General features: G+C 60.8%; 15 protein-coding genes. 4 read left to right on the top strand and 11 right to left on the bottom strand.

Annotation, left to right across the window (positions count from 1 at the left end):
• Positions 1-5 precede the first annotated feature (5 nt).
• The 6 genes from BG455_RS00565 to fahA all read right to left on the bottom strand — a co-directional run bounded on the left by BG455_RS00565 (position 6) and on the right by fahA (position 5,627).
• On the bottom strand, positions 6-323 hold the full coding sequence (locus BG455_RS00565) for a hypothetical protein (RefSeq protein ID WP_071468192.1): 318 nt from the start codon (positions 321-323) through the stop codon (positions 6-8).
• A 284-nt stretch (positions 324-607) separates the two neighbouring features.
• Complete coding sequence (locus tag BG455_RS00560; protein ID WP_143079852.1) at positions 608-1,222, bottom strand: 4'-phosphopantetheinyl transferase family protein; 615 nt, start codon at positions 1,220-1,222, stop codon at positions 608-610.
• Between the two features lie 234 nt (positions 1,223-1,456).
• Positions 1,457-1,663: a DUF2783 domain-containing protein gene (locus tag BG455_RS00555; protein ID WP_071468004.1), complete on the bottom strand. Its 207-nt coding sequence runs from the start codon at positions 1,661-1,663 to the stop codon at positions 1,457-1,459.
• Positions 1,656-3,269 carry an FAD-dependent oxidoreductase gene (locus BG455_RS00550; RefSeq protein WP_071468003.1) on the bottom strand — a complete coding sequence of 538 codons (1,614 nt, stop codon included), beginning with the start codon at positions 3,267-3,269 and terminating at the stop codon, positions 1,656-1,658. The genes BG455_RS00555 and BG455_RS00550 overlap by 8 nt, the downstream gene beginning before the upstream one ends.
• Positions 3,270-3,351: 82 nt before the next feature.
• Complete coding sequence (locus tag BG455_RS00545; protein WP_071468002.1) at positions 3,352-4,302, bottom strand: MBL fold metallo-hydrolase; 951 nt, start codon at positions 4,300-4,302, stop codon at positions 3,352-3,354.
• Positions 4,303-4,376: 74 nt separating this feature from the next.
• Positions 4,377-5,627 carry a fumarylacetoacetase gene (gene fahA / locus BG455_RS00540; protein ID WP_071468191.1) on the bottom strand — a complete coding sequence of 417 codons (1,251 nt, stop codon included), beginning with the start codon at positions 5,625-5,627 and terminating at the stop codon, positions 4,377-4,379.
• A gap of 122 nt (positions 5,628-5,749) precedes the next feature.
• On the opposite strand from fahA, the gene BG455_RS00535 reads away from it, so the two are divergent.
• Entirely contained in the window at positions 5,750-6,202 is a 453-nt protein-coding gene (locus BG455_RS00535; RefSeq protein ID WP_084386055.1) for a DUF2383 domain-containing protein, read from the top strand.
• Positions 6,203-6,246: 44 nt separating this feature from the next.
• On the opposite strand, the gene hmgA is transcribed toward BG455_RS00535, so the two are convergent.
• Positions 6,247-7,608 (bottom strand): homogentisate 1,2-dioxygenase, encoded by a 1,362-nt coding sequence (gene hmgA, locus BG455_RS00530; protein ID WP_071468000.1) that lies wholly within the window; start codon positions 7,606-7,608, stop codon positions 6,247-6,249.
• A gap of 101 nt (positions 7,609-7,709) precedes the next feature.
• Between hmgA and maiA the strand changes: the two genes are divergently transcribed.
• Entirely contained in the window at positions 7,710-8,336 is a 627-nt protein-coding gene (gene maiA / locus BG455_RS00525; RefSeq protein ID WP_071467999.1) for a maleylacetoacetate isomerase, read from the top strand.
• Positions 8,337-8,338: 2 nt separating this feature from the next.
• Here maiA and BG455_RS00520 read toward each other — a convergent pair whose 3' ends face one another.
• Positions 8,339-8,944 (bottom strand): LolA family protein, encoded by a 606-nt coding sequence (locus BG455_RS00520; RefSeq protein ID WP_111361317.1) that lies wholly within the window; start codon positions 8,942-8,944, stop codon positions 8,339-8,341.
• Positions 8,945-9,275: 331 nt separating this feature from the next.
• Between BG455_RS00520 and BG455_RS00515 the strand changes: the two genes are divergently transcribed.
• Positions 9,276-12,932, top strand: a complete 3,657-nt coding sequence (locus BG455_RS00515; protein WP_071467997.1) for an Ig-like domain-containing protein — start codon at positions 9,276-9,278, stop codon at positions 12,930-12,932.
• A gap of 77 nt (positions 12,933-13,009) precedes the next feature.
• Entirely contained in the window at positions 13,010-13,855 is an 846-nt protein-coding gene (locus BG455_RS00510) for a SapC family protein (RefSeq protein WP_071467996.1), read from the top strand.
• A gap of 21 nt (positions 13,856-13,876) precedes the next feature.
• Here the strand turns inward: BG455_RS00510 and BG455_RS00505 are convergent, their stop codons facing one another.
• From BG455_RS00505 to BG455_RS00495, 3 genes are all read right to left on the bottom strand, one after another.
• Positions 13,877-15,910 (bottom strand): dockerin type I domain-containing protein, encoded by a 2,034-nt coding sequence (locus BG455_RS00505; RefSeq protein ID WP_111361319.1) that lies wholly within the window; start codon positions 15,908-15,910, stop codon positions 13,877-13,879.
• A 136-nt stretch (positions 15,911-16,046) separates the two neighbouring features.
• Complete coding sequence (locus BG455_RS00500) at positions 16,047-18,710, bottom strand: dockerin type I domain-containing protein (RefSeq protein ID WP_071467994.1); 2,664 nt, start codon at positions 18,708-18,710, stop codon at positions 16,047-16,049.
• A 64-nt stretch (positions 18,711-18,774) separates the two neighbouring features.
• On the bottom strand, positions 18,775-19,002 hold the full coding sequence (locus tag BG455_RS00495) for a GlsB/YeaQ/YmgE family stress response membrane protein (RefSeq protein ID WP_071467993.1): 228 nt from the start codon (positions 19,000-19,002) through the stop codon (positions 18,775-18,777).
• Positions 19,003-19,070 lie beyond the last annotated feature (68 nt).

The raw sequence follows: 19,070 nt of genomic DNA, 5'->3' as shown, positions 1-19,070 counted from the left end.
CCGCCTTAGCGGCCCGCGCAAGACCGCTCTGCCGCGTCGCCAAAGGCACGGTAGCGCGCCCAGAACGCATTGTCGCGTTCACTTTTCGACATGCGCACATCTTGTGCAAGCTGCGGGTCGCGGAAGAAGCTGGCGGCGCGGCGTTGCTCTGCGCGTGTCAGCGTGCTTTGCGCGACCGAGTCGATGCAGCGGCATAGCGCGCGGGTGGCCTGAGCGCGGTCAGAGCGCAGACACGCCGTTTCCAACGGGCCAGCGCTAGCGGGCGCGGGAACAAGGGGGGCGGCCAGAATGACCAGCGTTGCTGCAAGAAGTGTGTGTTTCATAAAGCCCTCTTCAGGTTTCATATCCTGCCATGTTGCCCCGAATCGTTATCTGTCCGGACATTGAAAATTAACAACAAGACTGCCTCGATGCCGGATCATAGCAGAAATACAGCATGGCTCGCTAACAGATTCTGAACCTTGAGGCGTTTTGCCTCAAGCGCGGGGGCGCGCGTCACAAATATTGCGGCGATCCTGCATTGGGCCACATTGGGTTGATCCCGCCAAATGGCGCTGTTCGCACTGGCAGCGGCGCTTGGCGCGGGGGCTGTGCGAATCGGTGCCTGTCATCTGCGCCATTCCACCCCCGCAACAAAGCAATCCGACAGCAGCGCAAAGCGGCCACCGCAAGGCTTGTCCACGACGGTGCCCGATGGTGCCCCCAGCACCCTGCCTTGAAAGAAATTGGTGCTTAGATCGATGCGCACTTCAATATCGTGGAAGGCAAGCGCATCGCCCGTGATCTGGAACTGCGCCTTGAAAATGGCGTGTTTGATACATTTCAGCAGCATTGCAAAATGGCCGCGCTGCGACGGGCCAAGGCTGGCAAGCCAGTGCATTTCGCTGTTTTTGCACACGACAGGCCAGCTGGCGGATTCCAGCGCGATGGCAGGGCCGATCTTCAGCCCAAGGGCCAGAATATTGGGGTCATCCGACACCACGGCCAGCGAATCGCGCGCGGAATGTGAAATCGACCCGGTCAGCCCTTGTGGCCAGACGGGCGCTGCACCTTTGCCCTGCAAGACAGGCCGGGGCACATGGCCCAGCTGTTCCATTGCGGCATGGGCTGCGGCACGTCCGGCGCTGTATTCGCGCGCCCGCACCGCGCCTTCCTGTTCTATCGCAAGCACTTCGTCCCCGATCAGGCGTGGCATCGGGGCGCGGGGGTCTGCCCATGCCATCACCACCCGATCTGCAAAAAGGGGGTTTGCGAATTCTGTATATGTAAAACGTTGCAGCATCATGACATGCCATACCTTCCAACCGTCGCGTCACGGCGGTGGTGCAAGCTGGTATCCCACCCGCCTGTCACCTGCCGAATAGCCTCCTGATGACAGAGGATATGGGAGAAAATATGGCGCAAGCACGCCTTTTTTGAGCGTCGCACCCGACAGGGTGGCGGGTGCAGTCCGGAGCTACTCGGCGCGCGGCGCTATATCCAAAGCTGTGTGCAACGCCTGCGCCAGCAGCGCTTCATCGCCAATATGGTTGGCAAGTATCAGGATCAGCCGCGCATTCAGCGCGTCACTCTCGGCCTTGGACAGGCCGTCATGCACAGCCATCAGATTGGCGTAAAACCCGTCAGGGTCTGTCAGGTTGCGGTGCAGGTTCAGATCAGACATTCAGGCCCCCATGGGCGCAAGTGGCGCGCCGCAATGCAGTTTCAACAGCGGCGGCATCATAGTCTGGCCAGCGCGCGGCGACATGGTGATCGGGGCGCACCAGATATACCGCGCCGGACTGTGTGCCAAGGTAGCGTTCCGCCAAAAGCGGGTTATCTTGCGCGTTAAGGGTCAGAACATCGACCCCGAAACGCTGCGCCGCATCGCTGCAATCGGTGTCGATGGCCAGCAGGCTGAAGCCTTGCCCAAGCGCGCCCAGTAGCCAGCCATCGGCCAAGGGCGCATCGGGCAGCGGCGCGCCGGGGCGTGTGCGCGCGGGCAAGCCCGCGCAATCGTCAGAGTTCAGCGGGCCGTCATCATAGATACAGGGCACAGACAGCCGCCCCGAATTCACCAGCGGGCGGGCAAAATCATGCTGTGAGGCCAGATCCAGCACAGCATCGCGGAACACGCGGCTGATTTCGGATTTAGGCGTTATAAACTCGGTCGCGCGGGTGGAATTCATGATGTTTTCATCCGCGCCGTAAACGCGTTCCCAATCATAACTGTCCAGCAAATCTTCTGGCGCGCGCCCGTCCAGCACCAGCGCCAGTTTCCAGCACAGATTGTCCGTGTCCTGCAGCCCCGAATTGGCCCCGCGCGCCCCAAAGGGCGACACCTGATGCGCCGCATCCCCCGCGAAAAGCACGCGGCCATGGCGGAACTTCTCCATCCGGCGGCACTGGAATGTGTAGATCGAGACCCACTCCAACCCGAACGCCACATCCTCGCCCAGCATCGCTTTCAGGCGGGGGATCACGCGGTCGGGGTGTTTTTCGGCCTCTCGGTCAATGTCCCAGCCCAGTTGCAGGTCAATGCGCCAGACATTGTCGGGCTGGCGGTGCAGCAGGGCGGATTGGCCACGGTTGAAAGGCGGGTCGAACCAGAACCAGCGTTCGGTCGGGAAATCGGCTTTCATCACCACATCGGCGATGAGAAAGTTATCCTCGAACACGCGGCCCACGAAATCGAGGCCCATCATGCGGCGCGTGGGCGAATTGGCCCCGTCGCAGGCAATCAGCCAGTCTGCGTGCAATTCATACGGGCCTTCGGGGGTCTCTATCTCCAGCCGGACATGGTCGGAATGACGGCCTATCGCCTCAACCCGGTTGCGGCCGCGTATCTCAACGGGTTTGCCTTCGGCGGCCAGCGCCTGCACCCGTTCGACAAGGAACTGCTCCAGATAATACTGTTGCAGGTTGATGAAGGCGGGTCGGTTGTGGCCATCTTCGGGCAGCAGGTTGAACTCGAATATGTCACGCTCGTCAAAAAAGACGCGGCCCTTGTTCCATGTCACACCCGTGTTTACCGCAACATCGCCACAGCCCAGCCTGTCCAGAATTTCCAGCGTGCGCTTGGCAAAACAGATCGCGCGCGAACCGGAACTGACGCGGTCATTCTCATCCAGCACCACGACCGGCACACCGCGCTGCGCCAGATCAATCGCCGCCGCCAGCCCGACAGGCCCCGCGCCCAGAATGACCACCTTGTGCCGCGGCGGCGCGGCGGCGTCTTGGTCGGGGTGGCGGGCATAGGGGTATAAGGGCGTCTCGAAAATCTTGGTCATGATCCCTCGCGGTCAAATACGGGCCAAACTGAACACAGGCGGCAGATGCGGGGCAATGACTCTGGTCAAGCCCCGCAACGCGTCAGTCCTGAAGCGCCTGCCACATTTCCAGATCGCGCGCGGCGGTCCAGATGCGGGGCGTGGCAATGCCGCGCGCCTCGTCATAGGCGCGGGCGACGTTGAAGGGCAGGCAATGCTCGTAAATCGCGTAATCCGCGAATTTCGGGTCGCATTCCGCGCGCACAGCGTCCCACGCGTCTTTCAGGCTGCCCCCGCGCGCGGCGACTTTCGCAGCGGGCGCATAGGTCGAGGTGACAAAGTCGCGGGTGTTTTCAATCGCGGTATCCACCATCTCGCGGCCCATAAGCGCGTCACCGCGCCCCGGTGCGATGGCGTCTACCCCATAGGCCTTGATCGCATCCAGCGTGCCGGACCAGTCGTTATAATGCCCGTCGCCGCAATAGCAGGCCGAGTGATACTCGACGATATCGCCTGTGAACATGACATTTTCATCAGGCACATGGATGACGATATCGCCTGCGGTATGCGCGCGGCCCAGATGCATCAGGTCCACGCGGCGGTGGCCCAGATACACGCTCATGCGGTTTTGAAAGGTGGTGGTGGGCCATGTCAGGCCCGGAATGCTCTCATGGCCCTGAAACAGGCGCGGGAAGCGTTGAAACTCGCTGTCCCAATCTTCCTGCCCGCGTTCCACGACCATGGCGCGCGCGGCGTCCGACATCAGGATTTGCGGGGCGTTATAGGCAGAAGCGCCCAGCACCCGCACGGCGTGATAATGCGTCAGCGCCAGATGGCTGATGGGTTTGTCCGTGACGCTGCGAATGCAATCGATCACCTTTTGCGCCAAGCGCGGGGTGGCCTGCGCCTCGATCACCATGACGCTGTCATCGCCGATGATGACGCCGGAATTGGGGTCCCCTTCGGCGGTGAACGCATATAGCCCGCGCCCGATTTCGGTGAAGCTGGTCTTTTTCTCGGTCATGTCGCCCTGAGAGGCAAAAGCTTTGGCCATGGGTCTTTCCTTCATCTGTTGCGCCGGTTGAGAGGGCGGATGCCTCCGGCGGGAGTATTTTCCGCAAGAAAATGTCAGCTGCCGTAAGGGTCTGGCAGCGCGGGCAGCAGGGTTCCTTCGCAGGTGCCAAACCCTATGCGGTAGCCATCGCCAATGGCCGCGCCGCGCAGGGTGATGGTGTCGCCATCTTCCAGAAAGCTGCGGGTGAGGGGGCCGATGTTCAGCGGTGTCTTTCCGCCCCAGCTGAGTTCCAGCAGGCTGCCGCAACTGTCTTTGGTGGGGCCGGATATGGTGCCGGACCCCAACAGATCGCCCACGCGCATGGGGCAGCCGCTGGTGGTGTGATGGGCCAGTTGCTGCGCGCTGGAATAATACATCTCGCGGTAATTGGTGCGCGCGATTTGTGTGGGTTGCCCGCCTTGCGGGGTCAGGTCGATTTGAAGGTCGATGTCATAGAGCAGGGGGCCGGGTTCGGCGAGATGGGGCAGAAGCGGGACGTCGCGCGCAGGGGTGGGGGTGCGGAACGGGTCGAGTGCGGCGCGCATGATGATCCATGGGCTGATGCTGGTGGCGGTGGCCTTGGACTGGAACGGGCCAAGCGGTTGGTATTCCCACGCCTGTATATCGCGCGCGGACCAATCGTTCAGCAGCACATAGCCGAAGATCATCTGATCGGCCTGCGCCACGCTCACCGGCCCGTTTGAGGGTTGGCCTATGATCGCGCCCAGTTCCAGTTCCAGATCGAACCGCGCCGAGGGGGCGAAGCGGGGGGCTGGTTCATCCGGTGTTCTCACCTGCCCCCAAGGGCGGCGCACGCTGGTGCCGGACACCACAACAGACGACGCACGCCCATTATAGCCAATCGGAATATGCAGCCAGTTCGGCGGCAGCGCGTTTTCGGCACCCCGAAACATGGTGCCGACATTGGTGGCGTGGTGGCGGCTTGCGTAGAAATCGGTGAATTCCGCAACAGTGAAGGGCATGTGCAATTCTGCCCCCGCCATCGGGTGCAGAAAGGGGGCGATGCGGTGCTGATCCGGCGCGCCTTCGCGCAGCAGCGCGGTTAGTTGCGCGCGCAGGCTGGCCCATGCCGCTGGCCCAAGGCCCATCAGCGCGTTCCAAGCGGGCTGGTCCAGCACGGGCGTATCGGCAAGGCGCAGCAGCCCTGCCCCCTCCAGCCCTGTGGCGTCTACGATCCGGTCGCCGATTGCCACACCACAGCGGCGCGCGCCCTTGGCGGTGAACACGCCCAAGGGCAGGTTGTTCAGTGGAAAGTCGCAATCCGGCTGGTTTGCGCTGTCAAGCCATGCGCGGGTCAAGGGCATTGCCTGTTCCTTATCCGGGGTGCCGATGCGGCCAGTTGCGCCTGTATCGCGCGCAGTGACGGAACCCAAACCCGTCTTGCGCAGTTACCCAACATACCCATCAGACACGATAGGAACAGCCGATGCCAACACCTGTTGAAACTCTCTCGACCTTGTATACGACCGTTGTGGACGCCGTGAAGGGCTATGACGATGCCGCCGAAATTGCCAAGCGTGACCAGGTTGGCACCCTGTGCGCCGAGTTGAAGCGCAGGCATATGACCCATGCGCATGACATCGCGGGCCTGTTGCTGGAGCGCGGCGCGCGCCCCGATGCGGACGGGTCTTATATGAGTGTCGTGCACAAGATCGTGCTGAATGCGCGGTTCATGATTACGGCAGATGAAGAAAGCCTGCTGCCCGGCCTGCGTGATGGCGAAAAGCGCCTGCTTGAAGTCTATGACGACACGCTGCGCGAAGCCGAAATCGCGGCCGGTGCGTTCAAACTGGCCGAGCTGGAGGCGCTGAAGACCCAGCGCGAAGCGATCCTGATCAATATCGGCAAGATCGATGCGATGGTGCAGGCCGCCGCCTGAAGCGGCGGCGCTGTCGCGCAAGGAAGGGGCGGTCTGGCGCGGGGTCACTTGACCCCCGGCGTGCCGTCAAACTTTTTCTCCAGACTGTCCCAGCAGTCGATATAGTCATCCTGCAAGGGGGCTTCATTGGCGGCAAATGGCGTCAGGTGCTGTGGAAAGCGCGTCTCGAACATGAAGGACATTGTGTTGTCCAGCTTCTCGGGCTGCAAATCGGCGTTCGAGGCCCCTTCGAACGCTTTGTTATCCGGCCCGTGAGGCAGCATCATGTTATGCAGCGACATACCGCCCGGCACAAAGCCTTGGGGCTTGGCGTCATACTGGCCGTAAATATTGCCCATCAGTTCTGACATGATGTTCTTGTGATACCATGGCGGGCGGAAAGTGTTTTCGGCCACCATCCAGCGTTCGCGGAACAGAACGAAATCGATATTTGCAGTGCCCGGCACACCCGAGGGGGCCGTCAGCACAGTGAAGATGGACGGGTCGGGGTGGTCGAACAGGATCGCGCCCACAGGGCAATAGGTGCGCAGGTCGTATTTCACCGGCGCGTAATTGCCGTGCCATGCAACCACATCCAGCGGCGAATGCCCGATTTCGCAGCTATGGAACTGGCCACACCATTTGATGGTCAGGGTGGACGGGGTTTCGCGGTCTTCAAAGGCGGCCACGGGGGTTTTGAAATCGCGCCGGTTGGCCATGCAATTGGCGCCAATCGGCCCACGGCCCGGCAATTCAAATTTCTGGCCGTAATTCTCGCAGACAAAGCCGCGGCACGGCCCGTCCAGCACCTCGACGCGGTAGACCAGCCCGCGCGGTATGATGGCGATTTCCTTCGGTTCCAGATCGATCACGCCCAGTTCGGTGCAAAAGCGTAGGCGGCCTTCTTGCGGGACAATCAGCATCTCGCTGTCGGCGGAATAGAAATACTCATCCACCATGGATTGCGTCACCAGATAGATATGGGTTGCCATGCCCACTTGGGTGTTCACATCGCCTGCGGTGGTCATGGTGCGCATCCCTGTCAGCCAGCTTAGGGGCTGGTCGCCATGCGGTACAGGGTCCCAACGGTACTGGCCAAGGCTGATCACATCGGGGTCGATGCAGGGCGCGGATTTCCAATAGGGCAGGTCAAGTTTCGCATAGCGCCCCGAATGCTTGACCGAGGGGCGGATGCGGTAGCACCATGTGCGTTCATTCTGGTGGCTGGGCGCGGTAAAGGCGGTGCCAGAGAGTTGCTCGCCATATAGACCATATGCGCATTTCTGGGGGCTGTTCATGCCTTGGGGCAGCGCACCGGGCAGGGCTTCGGTTTCAAAGTCATTGCCGAAGCCGGGCATATACCCGTCATTAGGACCAGTCAGCGATGGCGCGCGCACCATTCCTTGTGGCAGTTCATGGCGTGTCATGGCAGCCCCCTTGTTCAATGAATATCTGGCCCCCTCTTATTGGTTGCATTTGCAACTATGTCAAGCTACTCGTGCCAAAGGGGTATGGAATTGGGGGCGGCATGATCCGGCTTTATGACTATTGGCAGTCGTCTTCGTCTTACCGCGTGCGGATCGGGCTGAACCTGTTGGGGCTGCCCTATGACCGTGTGCCGCTTGACCTGACCGCACAGGAACAGGGCAGCCCGCAGAATTTGGCGCGCAACCCGCAAGGCATGGTTCCGACGCTGGAAATTGACGGACATATGCTGACGCAATCGCTGGCAATACTGGAATACCTGAACGAGGAATTTGCCGCCGGTTGGTTGCCGCAGTCCGCAGTGGCGCGCGCGCGTGTGCGTGCCCTGTCTATGGCCATTGCGATGGAGATTCAGCCGGTCTGCAACATGCGCGTGGCGCAGAATGCGGTTGCTGCATCAGGCGGGGCGCATACGCTGGAACGCTGGATGCAAGACCATATCGGGCCGGGGCTGGCGGCGGTTGATGCGCTGCTGGACCATCCGCAGACCGGACAGTTCTGCCATGGAAATGCCGTCACGCTGGCCGATATCTGCCTGCTGCCGCAAATCTATAATGCGCGGCGCTGGGGGGTTGATCTGGCACATTTCCCGCGCATTACCGCGATTGAACGCGCCATGCTGGCGCTGGATGCCGTCAGGCGCGCGCATCCCGATGCGCTTGCGCCCTGACCTTACCGGCGGCGCGCTTCTGCTTCGGCAGAAATGTTGAACAGGCGCGCGGATAATGTGCCGCCAAACTGCATGTTGCCCAAGATCACATTCGTCTCTGCACCCGTGTCATCGCGGATCACCCATTGACGCAGCTCTGTCGGGTTGGCCGAGAAGACCAGCCGGATTGACCCGTATTGCGGGTTTTCGGGGTCCTGGGCGACAATGCTGGTGGTGTCACCATCCTGAGTGTGGCCCACAACCATGCGCCGGTTTTCGAAATCCACATTCTGTTCCAGTATCAGGTTCAGCGGGGTTTGGCGCAGCGGGTATTGGTTCGGCCCCTGATTGGACCGCCCGTCAAACACCGCAACCTGACCACCGCCCGCCATGACAAGCGACTGCTCTGGCGGGTCATATTCAAACCGCACACGGCCCGGCCGCCGGATAAAGATACGGCCTGTCGCAAGGCTGCCATCGGGGTTGATCTGGGTGAATTCGCCCTGCGCGGTCGAGAAGCTGTTAAAATACCGCGATATCTCGGACAGCGGGATCGCTTGGGCAAAAGCGGGGGTAACCAGCGCTAGCGCTGGCAAGGACAATAACAGGGAACGGCGTGTGATACTCATACGCTGTAGATATCGCATTTGCAGCAAAGCGGAAGATACGATTTGCTCACGCGCGCAACACAAGGCAGAGAGTTGCCGATAACCGCGCCCTGCTGCTGGCCATGCGCTATGTGCCCATAGATCAACCACAAGGGTGGCGCATGGGCAGGCAGGCCCTGTGGCAAGTCAGGCCCCTTGCCCGTGCGAAAAGGTGATAGCCTTCATGCCACGGCCCGCCAAAAAAACAGAAGAACCGCGCGAACAGTACTTTAATTGAAGCCTGCACTGTGTAAATGTGCGCCGGAACGAACAAAGTTTTTTAAAAAATTCACATCACAGAAAGAGGGTTCTTATGAACGAGCACAACCCGGATTTGACCATTGATTTGCGCAACGACATGTCCCCTGCGGAGAAGCGCGCATACATCCAGAAGTGGATTTCCAGAAATCAACGCCGCATTGCGTCCGGGCTTGGCGCTTCAGTTCTGACCCTGCCTTTGCTGGCACAGGCGCAGACTGCCATGGGCATGGTCAACGCGCTGGATATTGCAGGCGTCCGCTCGGTCGCGCTGAATGCCGATGGCAGCGCGCAACTTACACTGGCCAATGGCCAGCAGGTGCAGGTGGCGGCATCGGCTGTGCAGGTGGCCGCTGACGGGACATTGTTGATCAGCACCGCCGCAGCAGAGCTGGTGGCAGAACTGGTCGCATCCGGTGCGGCATCCGGTGCCGCAGGTGCCGGTGCCGGTGCGGGCTTTGGTGGCGCGGGCGCTGCGGCGGCAGTGGCGGGGCTTGGGCTGGCCGCAGCGGCGGCGGGCGGTTCCTCATCCTCCGACAGCGCGCCGGAATTGCCTGTGTTCAACGCAAGCGCCTTCACGAACGCGTCGCCGGTTACGGCAACAAGCATCTTCGGCTCTTTCCCTACGCTGCAAGAGGGCGATCAGGTTTTCATCAAATTCGGTGATGATGGCCCGGAAGTTGAAGTTACCATTGATGCGAATGGCAACATCATCTTCCCCGACGATCTGGACCTTACCGATGTGCAAGGCAATCAAACCCTCCGCTTTCAGGTGAAACGCACCAGCCTTGTAGAGGTAGAAAACGAGGATGAAGATGCAGAGCCTGTTTTTGAAGAAGTCACAGAAGTTGTCGCATCGGGGTCTGCCTCTGTTATCATCGACACAATCCCGCCTGAAATCACCATCGATACGCCAATCGCTGGCGATGATGTTCTGAACAAGGCCGAGTCGGGCGCAGACCTGACAATCGAAGGCACAGCCAAAGGTGCCGAAGACGGGCAGGAAGTGACCGTCACTTTCAACGACCAGACATTCACCGCCATTGTCGAGGGTGAAGCGTGGTCGCTGACCATCCCTGCTGCGGATCTGGCCGCGTTGGACCTTGACGATGGCGAGAGCTATGACATCACCGCCGCTGTTTCGGACAAAGCAGGCAATCCGGCAGAACCGGCCACAACCACGCTTGCCACAGATTTCAGTGCCGAGATTACAATAAACCCTGTTGTGATCGAGACATTGAACACATTTACCGGCGTAACCGTCACCGGCACCACAACAGATGTGGAAGCAGGGCGCGAGGTGACGCTTTCCTTCAATGGTGTGGAGTATAAGACCGAGGTCGAGGAAGATGGCAGCTGGTCCGTTGACATATTGGCGGATGTGATCAAAGCGCTTGACGACGAAGCCGAGATTGCAATCAGCGCCACCGTCTCGGATGTGGCAGGCAATGCAGACAGTGCCGCCACGTCAAGCACCACCGATTTTTCGGTCCCTGCGCTGGTTATCACATCACCCGAAAGCGGCGGTTTCATCAACGCAACCACCGTGGGCAATCCTTTTGACGTGTCCGGTGTGGCGCTGGCAGGCGCGCCGGTGACTGTAACGCTGGGCACAGGCGAAACCGCGCTGACCCAAACCATCACCGCAGATGAAAACAACGCATGGACGGTGCGTTTTGATAATGTCGGCACGCTTGCGGATGGCGTTCTTCCGATTACGGCGACAACCACGATCGAAGGCACGCCCATCACCGCACCCCTTGTAACAGTGGAATTGGATACAACACCGCCCGGCCTTACCCTGACAAGTTCAGTCAATGCCAGCAACGCCTTGGTGCTGTCTGGCACCACCGATACAGATGTGGAACAGGTCCAGCTACAGGTTGCGGGACAATCCTTCACCGCAGATGCCGCAGGGGGCACTTGGTCGCTGACCATCCCTGCGCTTGACCTGCCACCAGTGGCAGCAGGCGCGGATGCCACTATTCTTGCCAATGCCACAGACCGCGCAGGCAACTCTGCCCCGCAACAGACACTGGGTCTGGCAGCGGCAAGTGTCACGATACAAACCCCGCTTGATGGTACAATCGTCGGGCTAGAGGCATTTGAGAATGGCGCAACTTTCTCGGGCACGACAACAGGCGTGGCAGAGGGCGCGCAAGTCCGGATAACCCTGACCAGCGCAGAAGACCCCGATGGGCTCACGATTTCCGCTGTGGTAGATGCGGCGGGCGAATGGTCGGTCGCTGTCCCTGCCGCATCTGTTCAGAACGCGGTCGATCAAAGCGATTACACGGTAACCGCCTCTGTATCTGGCAGCGCCTATCCGGCCATTGCCAGTGACGAAATCGGCGTCAGCACCAATATTCCACCCCGGATCACGCTGGATGCGTTGGGCGAAGATGGCGCGCTGATCCTGTCGGACGGAAATTCCCTAGATGTATCAGGCAGCACGCGCGGGGTGCAGGCTGGTCAGACGGTCCGTATTCTGGACAGCACCGACACAGAGCTGGGCACCGCCCAAGTCGGGGCAGATGGCACTTGGAACACTACAGTGCAAGTGACGAACCTTTCGGGGGGTCAGGTGCTGGACGTAAAGGCCGTGGTGACCAATGCTTCTGGCCGGTCGGTGAATGATACAGGCAGCGTGTTGGGGTATGAAGCGTCACTCGGGTTTGTTTTGGATGCAGGCGTTGGAACAGGTGGGGAATTGCTTTTCAATCTGTTTGTAGACCCACAGCGGATTGAGGGAGATATTTTTCGCATAATTTCAGTGGGTGTAGAGTTTGACGCAAACATTCTACAACCGGATTTATCACAGTTCAGTACGCCAGTGTTTTTTGACCAAGCGGCGCAAGCGCTTAACTTCTTCAACATCACAGCGTTTGACGGAGTTGCCAACTCTGGGACTACTGGACAATTCTCGTTCAACGGTCTTTCAGTAGAGGGATTTAATAATACTGCCACAACTCCGGTTTTGCGGATGGGTTTTTCTCAGCAATCTGAAGGTATCGTAGAAATCTCATTGGGACGCATTGGGGATGAAAATCTGATCATTTCGACAGATATGACCGAGTCTGGTGGAACTGGAGAAAGATATTCAGAAACCTTTGGCGCCATTGTTCACTATTTTGGTACCAACGGCGATGACACTATCACTGCCGCCAATATCGACACTGTCATCCGTGGTCTCGGCGGGGATGATACAATCGACGTCTCGGCACCCGGTGTGAACACGATCATCTTCGAACCTAACTTTGCAGCGAATGGTGAAGATACCATTATCGGCTTTAGCACCAGCGGCGCGCTTGCCGACCGGATTGCAATTGCCGATTTGGAAAACGGCACCCTGCGCGGCGATGGGACACAATTTGAACTGCTGGATGCCGGGGATGCTGCCGGTGCCAATACAGGGTTGATCGTGTTCAAAACCTCGCTCGACACAGACGAAGACGGTATCGCCGCGCTTGATAGTCTGGGGCTTGGGGCAGATGACATTGTCTATATCATCGTGGGCGATGATGCAGATTCCGAATTGGTGCGGATTGTCGTGAATTCGGACGGCAGCTTTCCTGATCTGGATGATATCGAGGTGCTGGCCCTCTTTGAAGGCATGGGCGAGGAACAGCGGGCCGAATTCGGGGCTGCGAATTTCATTAATTTCGATCCGGTTCCGTCCGCGCCACTCGTGGCCATTCTGTCCGAAGTTTGATCTGATCAAAATGAAAGGGGGCAGCGTATGTCTGCCCCCTTTTTCCATGCCCACGCCACTCTAGACGGATATGCGCAATGCAAACCCACACCCCTGTCAGCCATGACCAGCACGGGGCGCGGCATTGGCGGCGCTTTTCGTCCTATGCTTTTGTGCAGGCGCATCCGGTGGTGCCGATTGTGCTGGGGGAACATGAACAGGTGGCCGCCTGCCTGCCGATCCTGTTCAGCCCCAGTGCCGCTGGCCCTTGGCCCGTGGCGCTGACACGGCTGGGCGCGCAGACAGCACTTGTGGCGGGAAACGGGGCTTGGCGGGGGTCTTATGTGCCCTCGATCCTGCGGGTTCACCCGTTCCATGCCCGCCCCACCGAGGGGGGCCAGTTCGCGCTGCTGGTCGATGAAACAAGCGGGCTGGTCACAGATAACCCCGACGACCCCCCGTTTTTCACGCCAGAGGGCACCTTGGCCCCGGAACTGACGCAGGTTGTTGATTTCTTTCAGAAACGCGTGCGGGCCGAAGGGCAGACGCGGGCGGCCATGGCCGCGATTTCGCGCGCGGGGCTGCTGACCCCCTTCACCCCGCCCGAAGGCATGGCCCTGCCCGCTGACGGGTTGCTGGCGGTGGACCGTGCGGCGCTGGGCGCGCTGGGGCGTGTTGCGCTGGCCGATCTGCACCGCGCCGATGCGCTGGGCCTGTTATATGCGGCAGTTGTGGGGCGGCACCATCTGGGCCTGTTGGCGCATGCCGAAGACCAGTTTGCCCGCATGGCGCAGACCCCTGCGGCCACGCCATCGTTGGCCAAGCCCGCCGATGCGGAATTGTCGGGGTTTTTCGATGCTTTGGCCAGCGCACAGGACGAAGCGCCACAGCTTACAGACTGGGTCAGCGCACAGGCCCCCAAGCCCACCGATACAAGCCACTGACCCGCACGACCCGACCTTTCGTCAGGTTGGCAGGCCCATATGGCCCAAAAGAATGCCTGTCATCTCCAGATCGCTATCGGCCGCGTAATTCGGGGTCAGGATGCCCGTTTGGTAGCTGACATGTCTTGCGCTGATCTGGCTTAGGTCTTGGGTGCTGTCCAGAAACACCCAATGCGGGGCAGAGGCGCTGGACAGGCCGACAGCGGCGCGCAGCACTTCCAACGCATCCAATGCGGTGACCTGTCCATCGCGGTTGATATCGGCGGCGATGAAACTCTGGGCGCTGGCAGGCCCGAAAGACGGCGACAGGCCCACGGCCAGACGCAACACATCCAGCGCATCGAGTGCGGTAATCGCGGGGTCGCCCGCAGCGGGGGACCAGGGCCGGTTTGCATCGATCCGGGTTATCCGAAGCTCCGGCAGGGGGGCCATGCCTGCACTATTGACAGGCGCGTAGCGTTCGCCCCCTGCCTCTAGCGTGAAGGACACGACAGCATCGGCCAGCGCTATGCCGCGCGCATTGCGCAGGCTTACAAAGCCCGCGCCTGTGGGCATGGGGTCGGTTATGTCCTGTTGCGGCGGCGCTGGTGGCGCGGGTGGTGGCGTTGGGGGTGCGGGTGGCGGTGCGGGCGGTGGAGGTGCCGGTTCCGGCTCTGGCGGGGGCGGGGGTGTTGCGGTGCCGAAAATATCCAGCAGGCTTAGCACCATAACCCGATCTGGCCCCACCAGCCCTTGCGGAAAAATATCGTCAACGCCCAGCGGCTGGCCAGAGCGGGAGTTCACACTCACCTCATACCCCCGATAGGCAATGCGTGCCCCCCCGCTTTGGGGGGTGATATGCAGCTGGCTGATATCGCGCAGCATGGGCCATGCCGACAGGTCAAGCCGGTCCAGCCCCGCTGCAAAATCGGTGATGGTGATCGCGCCGTCTTGCGGGCGGATTGCAAAGATATTCGCCCCGCCGCCGCCTGTAAGCTGCGTGACCCCGGCCTTGGCAAGGATAATGTCATCTGTGGCCCCACCCTGCCCGTTTTCGACCAGCCCGCCCAAGCCCGCCAAGGGCAGCGTCAACACGCTGATGCCCGGATCGCGCCCCGATGTGGCGGTGATGACCAGCTGGTTCCCCACAACCACGCTGTGCAACGTGGCAAGGTTGTAAAGCCCTGTTTGCGGCGTGTCGAAATAGCTGTCCAGCCAGATCAGCCACCCTTCTCGTGTCAGGGCAAACAGGCTGACCCCATGATCGGCCCCGCCTGCAAGAACAAGCTCCAAGGTGCCGCGCGGGGTTGGCACCTGTGCGCCGCTGATGGCCTGCACCCTATGAAATGCCGTGCTGCCTGAATCCATGACATGGTCTAGCGCCTCATAACCCTGCGCGCCCTTGCGCAGCACCGACAGCGAAGACCCTTCTGCGCCCGCAACCACCACGCGCGCGCCAAAGCCTGCATCGGGGAAAGCCGCCAGCCCTATGGGCGCGGCCAGCCCCATATTGCCGCCTGCCAGTTGCGCCTGTCCGGTTTCGGGCAGAACATGCAGCGCATCTTCAAGCGGGCTGACCAGCAGCAGCGCCCCATCCTGCGCATGGGCGATGCCGCGCGTGCCAACCCATACGGGGCTGGGGGCAAAGCCTGCGGGAGGGGTGTCTTGCATCAGCGCCCAAAGCCGCAGAAAATCGGCATCGCCAGCCGCGATTTCCTGTGTGGCCCGATCAAACCCGACCAGCCTGCGCGCGCCGAATGTGCCGTCAGGGCGGATCACATGGCCCCAGAAATCCGTAGGCCCTAGCCCGAAAAAGGCCACCATCTCGCCCTGAAACTCGGCCAGAACAAGGTGGTCACGCGCGGCATTCAGCGCGGCTGCGTTAAACCCGATGGTGCCTTGCAGCACCAGATTGCCAGTGGGGGTGATGCGCCACGCAGACATGCCACCCTGCCGCCCGGAATTGGCCAGCAAAAGCGGCCCGCCGGACGCGTCTTGCCAGATTGTCATGGCCCCCAGAGAGGTATCGAACATCTCGATACCTGTCTGGACGCGACCCTGCCCATGCAGTCGCATCGTAACCCACCTTCATACTCACCCAAGGCCAAGCCTGAAGGCAGAGCGCGTCGGGGGGCAGGGCAGGAATGCGGCAAAACCGCGTCCTTTGCCGCAGATTTTCATCAAATGCTGTGGGTTGGGTGCGGGGCAGGCGTCAGGCCACCAGCTCCATATTGCCCAGCAAGATGCCTGTCATGGCAAGGGGCTGACCTGTGGTTAAGGTGGCAAGCTCGACCCCGGCCTCGGCAAAGCTGTTGGTGCGATCAAGCTGCATGGCGGAAAAATCTGTCTCGGCGTCGAAAAACACCCATCTTGGCGCGTGTTCCGAAGGTAGCCCGACCGCTGCGCGCAGCACTTCCAGCGCATCCAGCGCTGTCACCGCATTATCGCCATTGATATCTGCCGCGATGAAATTCTGCGCGCTGGCAGGGCCGAATGACGGGTTCAGCCCCACAGCGATGCGCAACACATCCAGCGCATCGAGGGCGGTAATGCTTTCGTCTGTGCCGCTCTGGTAGGCGCGCGTGACATGCAACGCCCCTTCTGCGCCCTGCGGCAGGGTGAACTGGACCGCGCCGTTCGCATCGACCATGTCCGGGCCAAGCGCCTCATCCGACCCTGCCAGCGTGATGCGGGCCTGTGTCCCTTGCGGCAAGGGGGTGTCGTCAGGGTTTTGCAAGATCAGGTCTAGTTGAAAGCTGTCTGGTGCGGGGTCGGCGCTGGTGAATTGGGTCTGGAAACTGGCCCCGGTGCTGGCTGTCTGGCCGGATACGGCCACTTCGGCACGCAGCGCGAAGGTTGCGCCATCGGGCAGGGTGGCCAGATCCTGTGCCGGTATCTTGGCCTGCCATTGCCCGCCTTGCACGGGCGCGGAATAGGTTTGTCCGTTCAACTGCACCGTGACTGCAACATCATCAGGCACATTTGTGGCGCTGCCGGACACCACCAGTTCTGCATCGCGGATGGCGGGTGTCAGGGGGCCGTCAAAGGGCAGATCAAAGCCCAGCGCGGGGGGCAAGAAATTCAGATTTGCAGTGAAGGGGGAAAAACTGCCGGAAACCCGATTTCCGGCCTGATCGATGATGGACAGGGCAAGAGGATAGTCTTGTCCATCTGTCAGGGTTGCCAAGGTGCTGCCGGGAAACAGCACAGTCCAAAGGCCCGTCGGGGTGATGGCACTGTGGTGGTCAATCCCGTTCAGTGTCAGGGTAAGGGTGCCGCCGGTTGCCGTGGCTGTGCCTGCGGCGCTGACCCCTTCCATAAGGTCTTGTGTCCCAAGCGCACTGCCAAAGGGGTAGGCGGTGAAATCCCCAAGCGCGGGCGGTGTGAAGATTGTGAAAAACCCGAATTCAGCCACAATAGCGCCTGCGGGGGACAGGGCCTGGGCCGTGATCTGGTACTCTGTGCTATTGGTCAGCAGGTCCAGATCGCCCGCGACATAGCCGCTTTGCGTCTGCCTGCCAGCGGGGATGACAACAGACCATTGCCCCGACTCGGTTCGGGTTTCATAGGCCTTGTTGTTCAGGGTCACCATGATTTGTGTGCCATTTGGCAGGTCTTGTGTGCTGCCTGTCACCACAAGGTCTTGCCTTTGGTCCTGCGCAGACATGAAGGCCCCTATGGCGGGGGCGTCCAGCGTGATCTGGCCCTGCGCCACTGTTGCAGCCAGCGCCCCGTTCGCAGTATAGATGCCATCTGCAAATTGCAGAAAACCGATGTTTTGCAGTGTATTCACCCCATCGCCCAAGGCGCTGCCGCGCTGGTCGCTGACGGTGATCGTTCCATTGGCCACAGTTATGGCATAATCGGCAAAAGCACCTGTGAATTGCGCGGTATTCACCCCGCCTGCACCATCGATCACGTTATTGCCGCGCCCGACCAGCAACAGATTGTCCAGCGCGTTGCCCGTAAGCGCCAGATCACCCGCGCCCAGCAAGCCACCCTCTGCCACCCCGTCCAGTAGCGTCAGGTTGCCAGAGGCCAGAATCCGGCTGCCCCCCACGATGTCGAGTTTCACATTGCTGGCGCTGATGTCCACTGCGGCGCGCAAGCTTTGGCCCTGCCAGTTGATCGCAACCTCGACCGGGTTTGCCTGTGCGCCAAGGTTCAGCGCATAGCCGCCTGCGCCTGCCGTTATGGTGCTGGTGCCCGGCGCGGTGATCGTCACGCCGCCCCGCCCCTCGCCCAGCGAATAGAAACCATCGCCGTCATCGTCGTCATATGCCGCGCCTGTCAAAAAGCGGTCGGCGGCCTGATCGGTGCCGAATTTGTTGGTAATGACCGAGGCATTGAACGTAATCCCGCCCGAGATGTGGTCATCTGCAAACACTTGCGCGATGCCCGCTTCCTTGTAGTCGCCATTCAGCAGGTTGGGGCGGTGGGTGATGGAATAGAACAGGCTTTTGTGATGCCCGTTTCCTGCTGGCCCTTGCAGCACGGCCTGCTCTGCCGAAAACGCAGCGGTTGTGGCCCCGAAGGCAAGGTTTTCGCCCACATTGCGCGACCCATAGCCCGCATCTTCGGCGCGGTCGGCGGGGGTGGTGCCGTCCAGCCAGTGATGTCCTGCATTGGGGCCGCTCATCTGGACCTGACCATCCAGATAGGCCTGCGAATGCACACCTGCCGCGCTGGAGAGGTGCTCATTCCCCGCCAAAGGCTGGCGCACCCCGCCTGCGATGGGGTGCGCAGGGGGCTGGCCTGTGTCCTTGGTGGGGTCAGGGTCATTCAGCCCGATGCCAAAGCGCTCTGCCTCTCCCGCAGGGTTCAACCGCGCGCGGTTCAGCTGTTCAAGGAAAAACTGTTCAGGGGCGCTAAGCATGGGAAAATGGCCTTATTTAAAATGGAATTTCACAAATTTACTGTGTCACATATCCCGCAAGGGGCTAGCGGCGCAAAGCCAGCACAAGGATAAGCGCACCCACAATGCCTGCAACAAGTTGGTCCAGCCGCACAGTGATGCGCAGGCCCAGCAGTGTCACCAGATAGCTGCCTGCGGCCGCGCCGATCACGCCCAGCACAATGCCAGACAGCGGATCGCGCGCGGTGCGCGACAGCCGTGTGACCAGCCACCCGGTTCCCCCGCCCAAGACCAATGCCAAAAGCCAGCTCATTCAGTCCTCTCTGGTGGTGTTGCATTGCGGTGACGGGCGGCAAAGTTGGAACGCATCCCTGCGGCACC

It is taken from the genome of Roseinatronobacter thiooxidans, assembly GCF_001870675.1.
GTDB lineage: Bacteria > Pseudomonadota > Alphaproteobacteria > Rhodobacterales > Rhodobacteraceae > Roseinatronobacter > Roseinatronobacter thiooxidans.
This window is presented reverse-complemented; position numbering and strand designations above follow the sequence as displayed.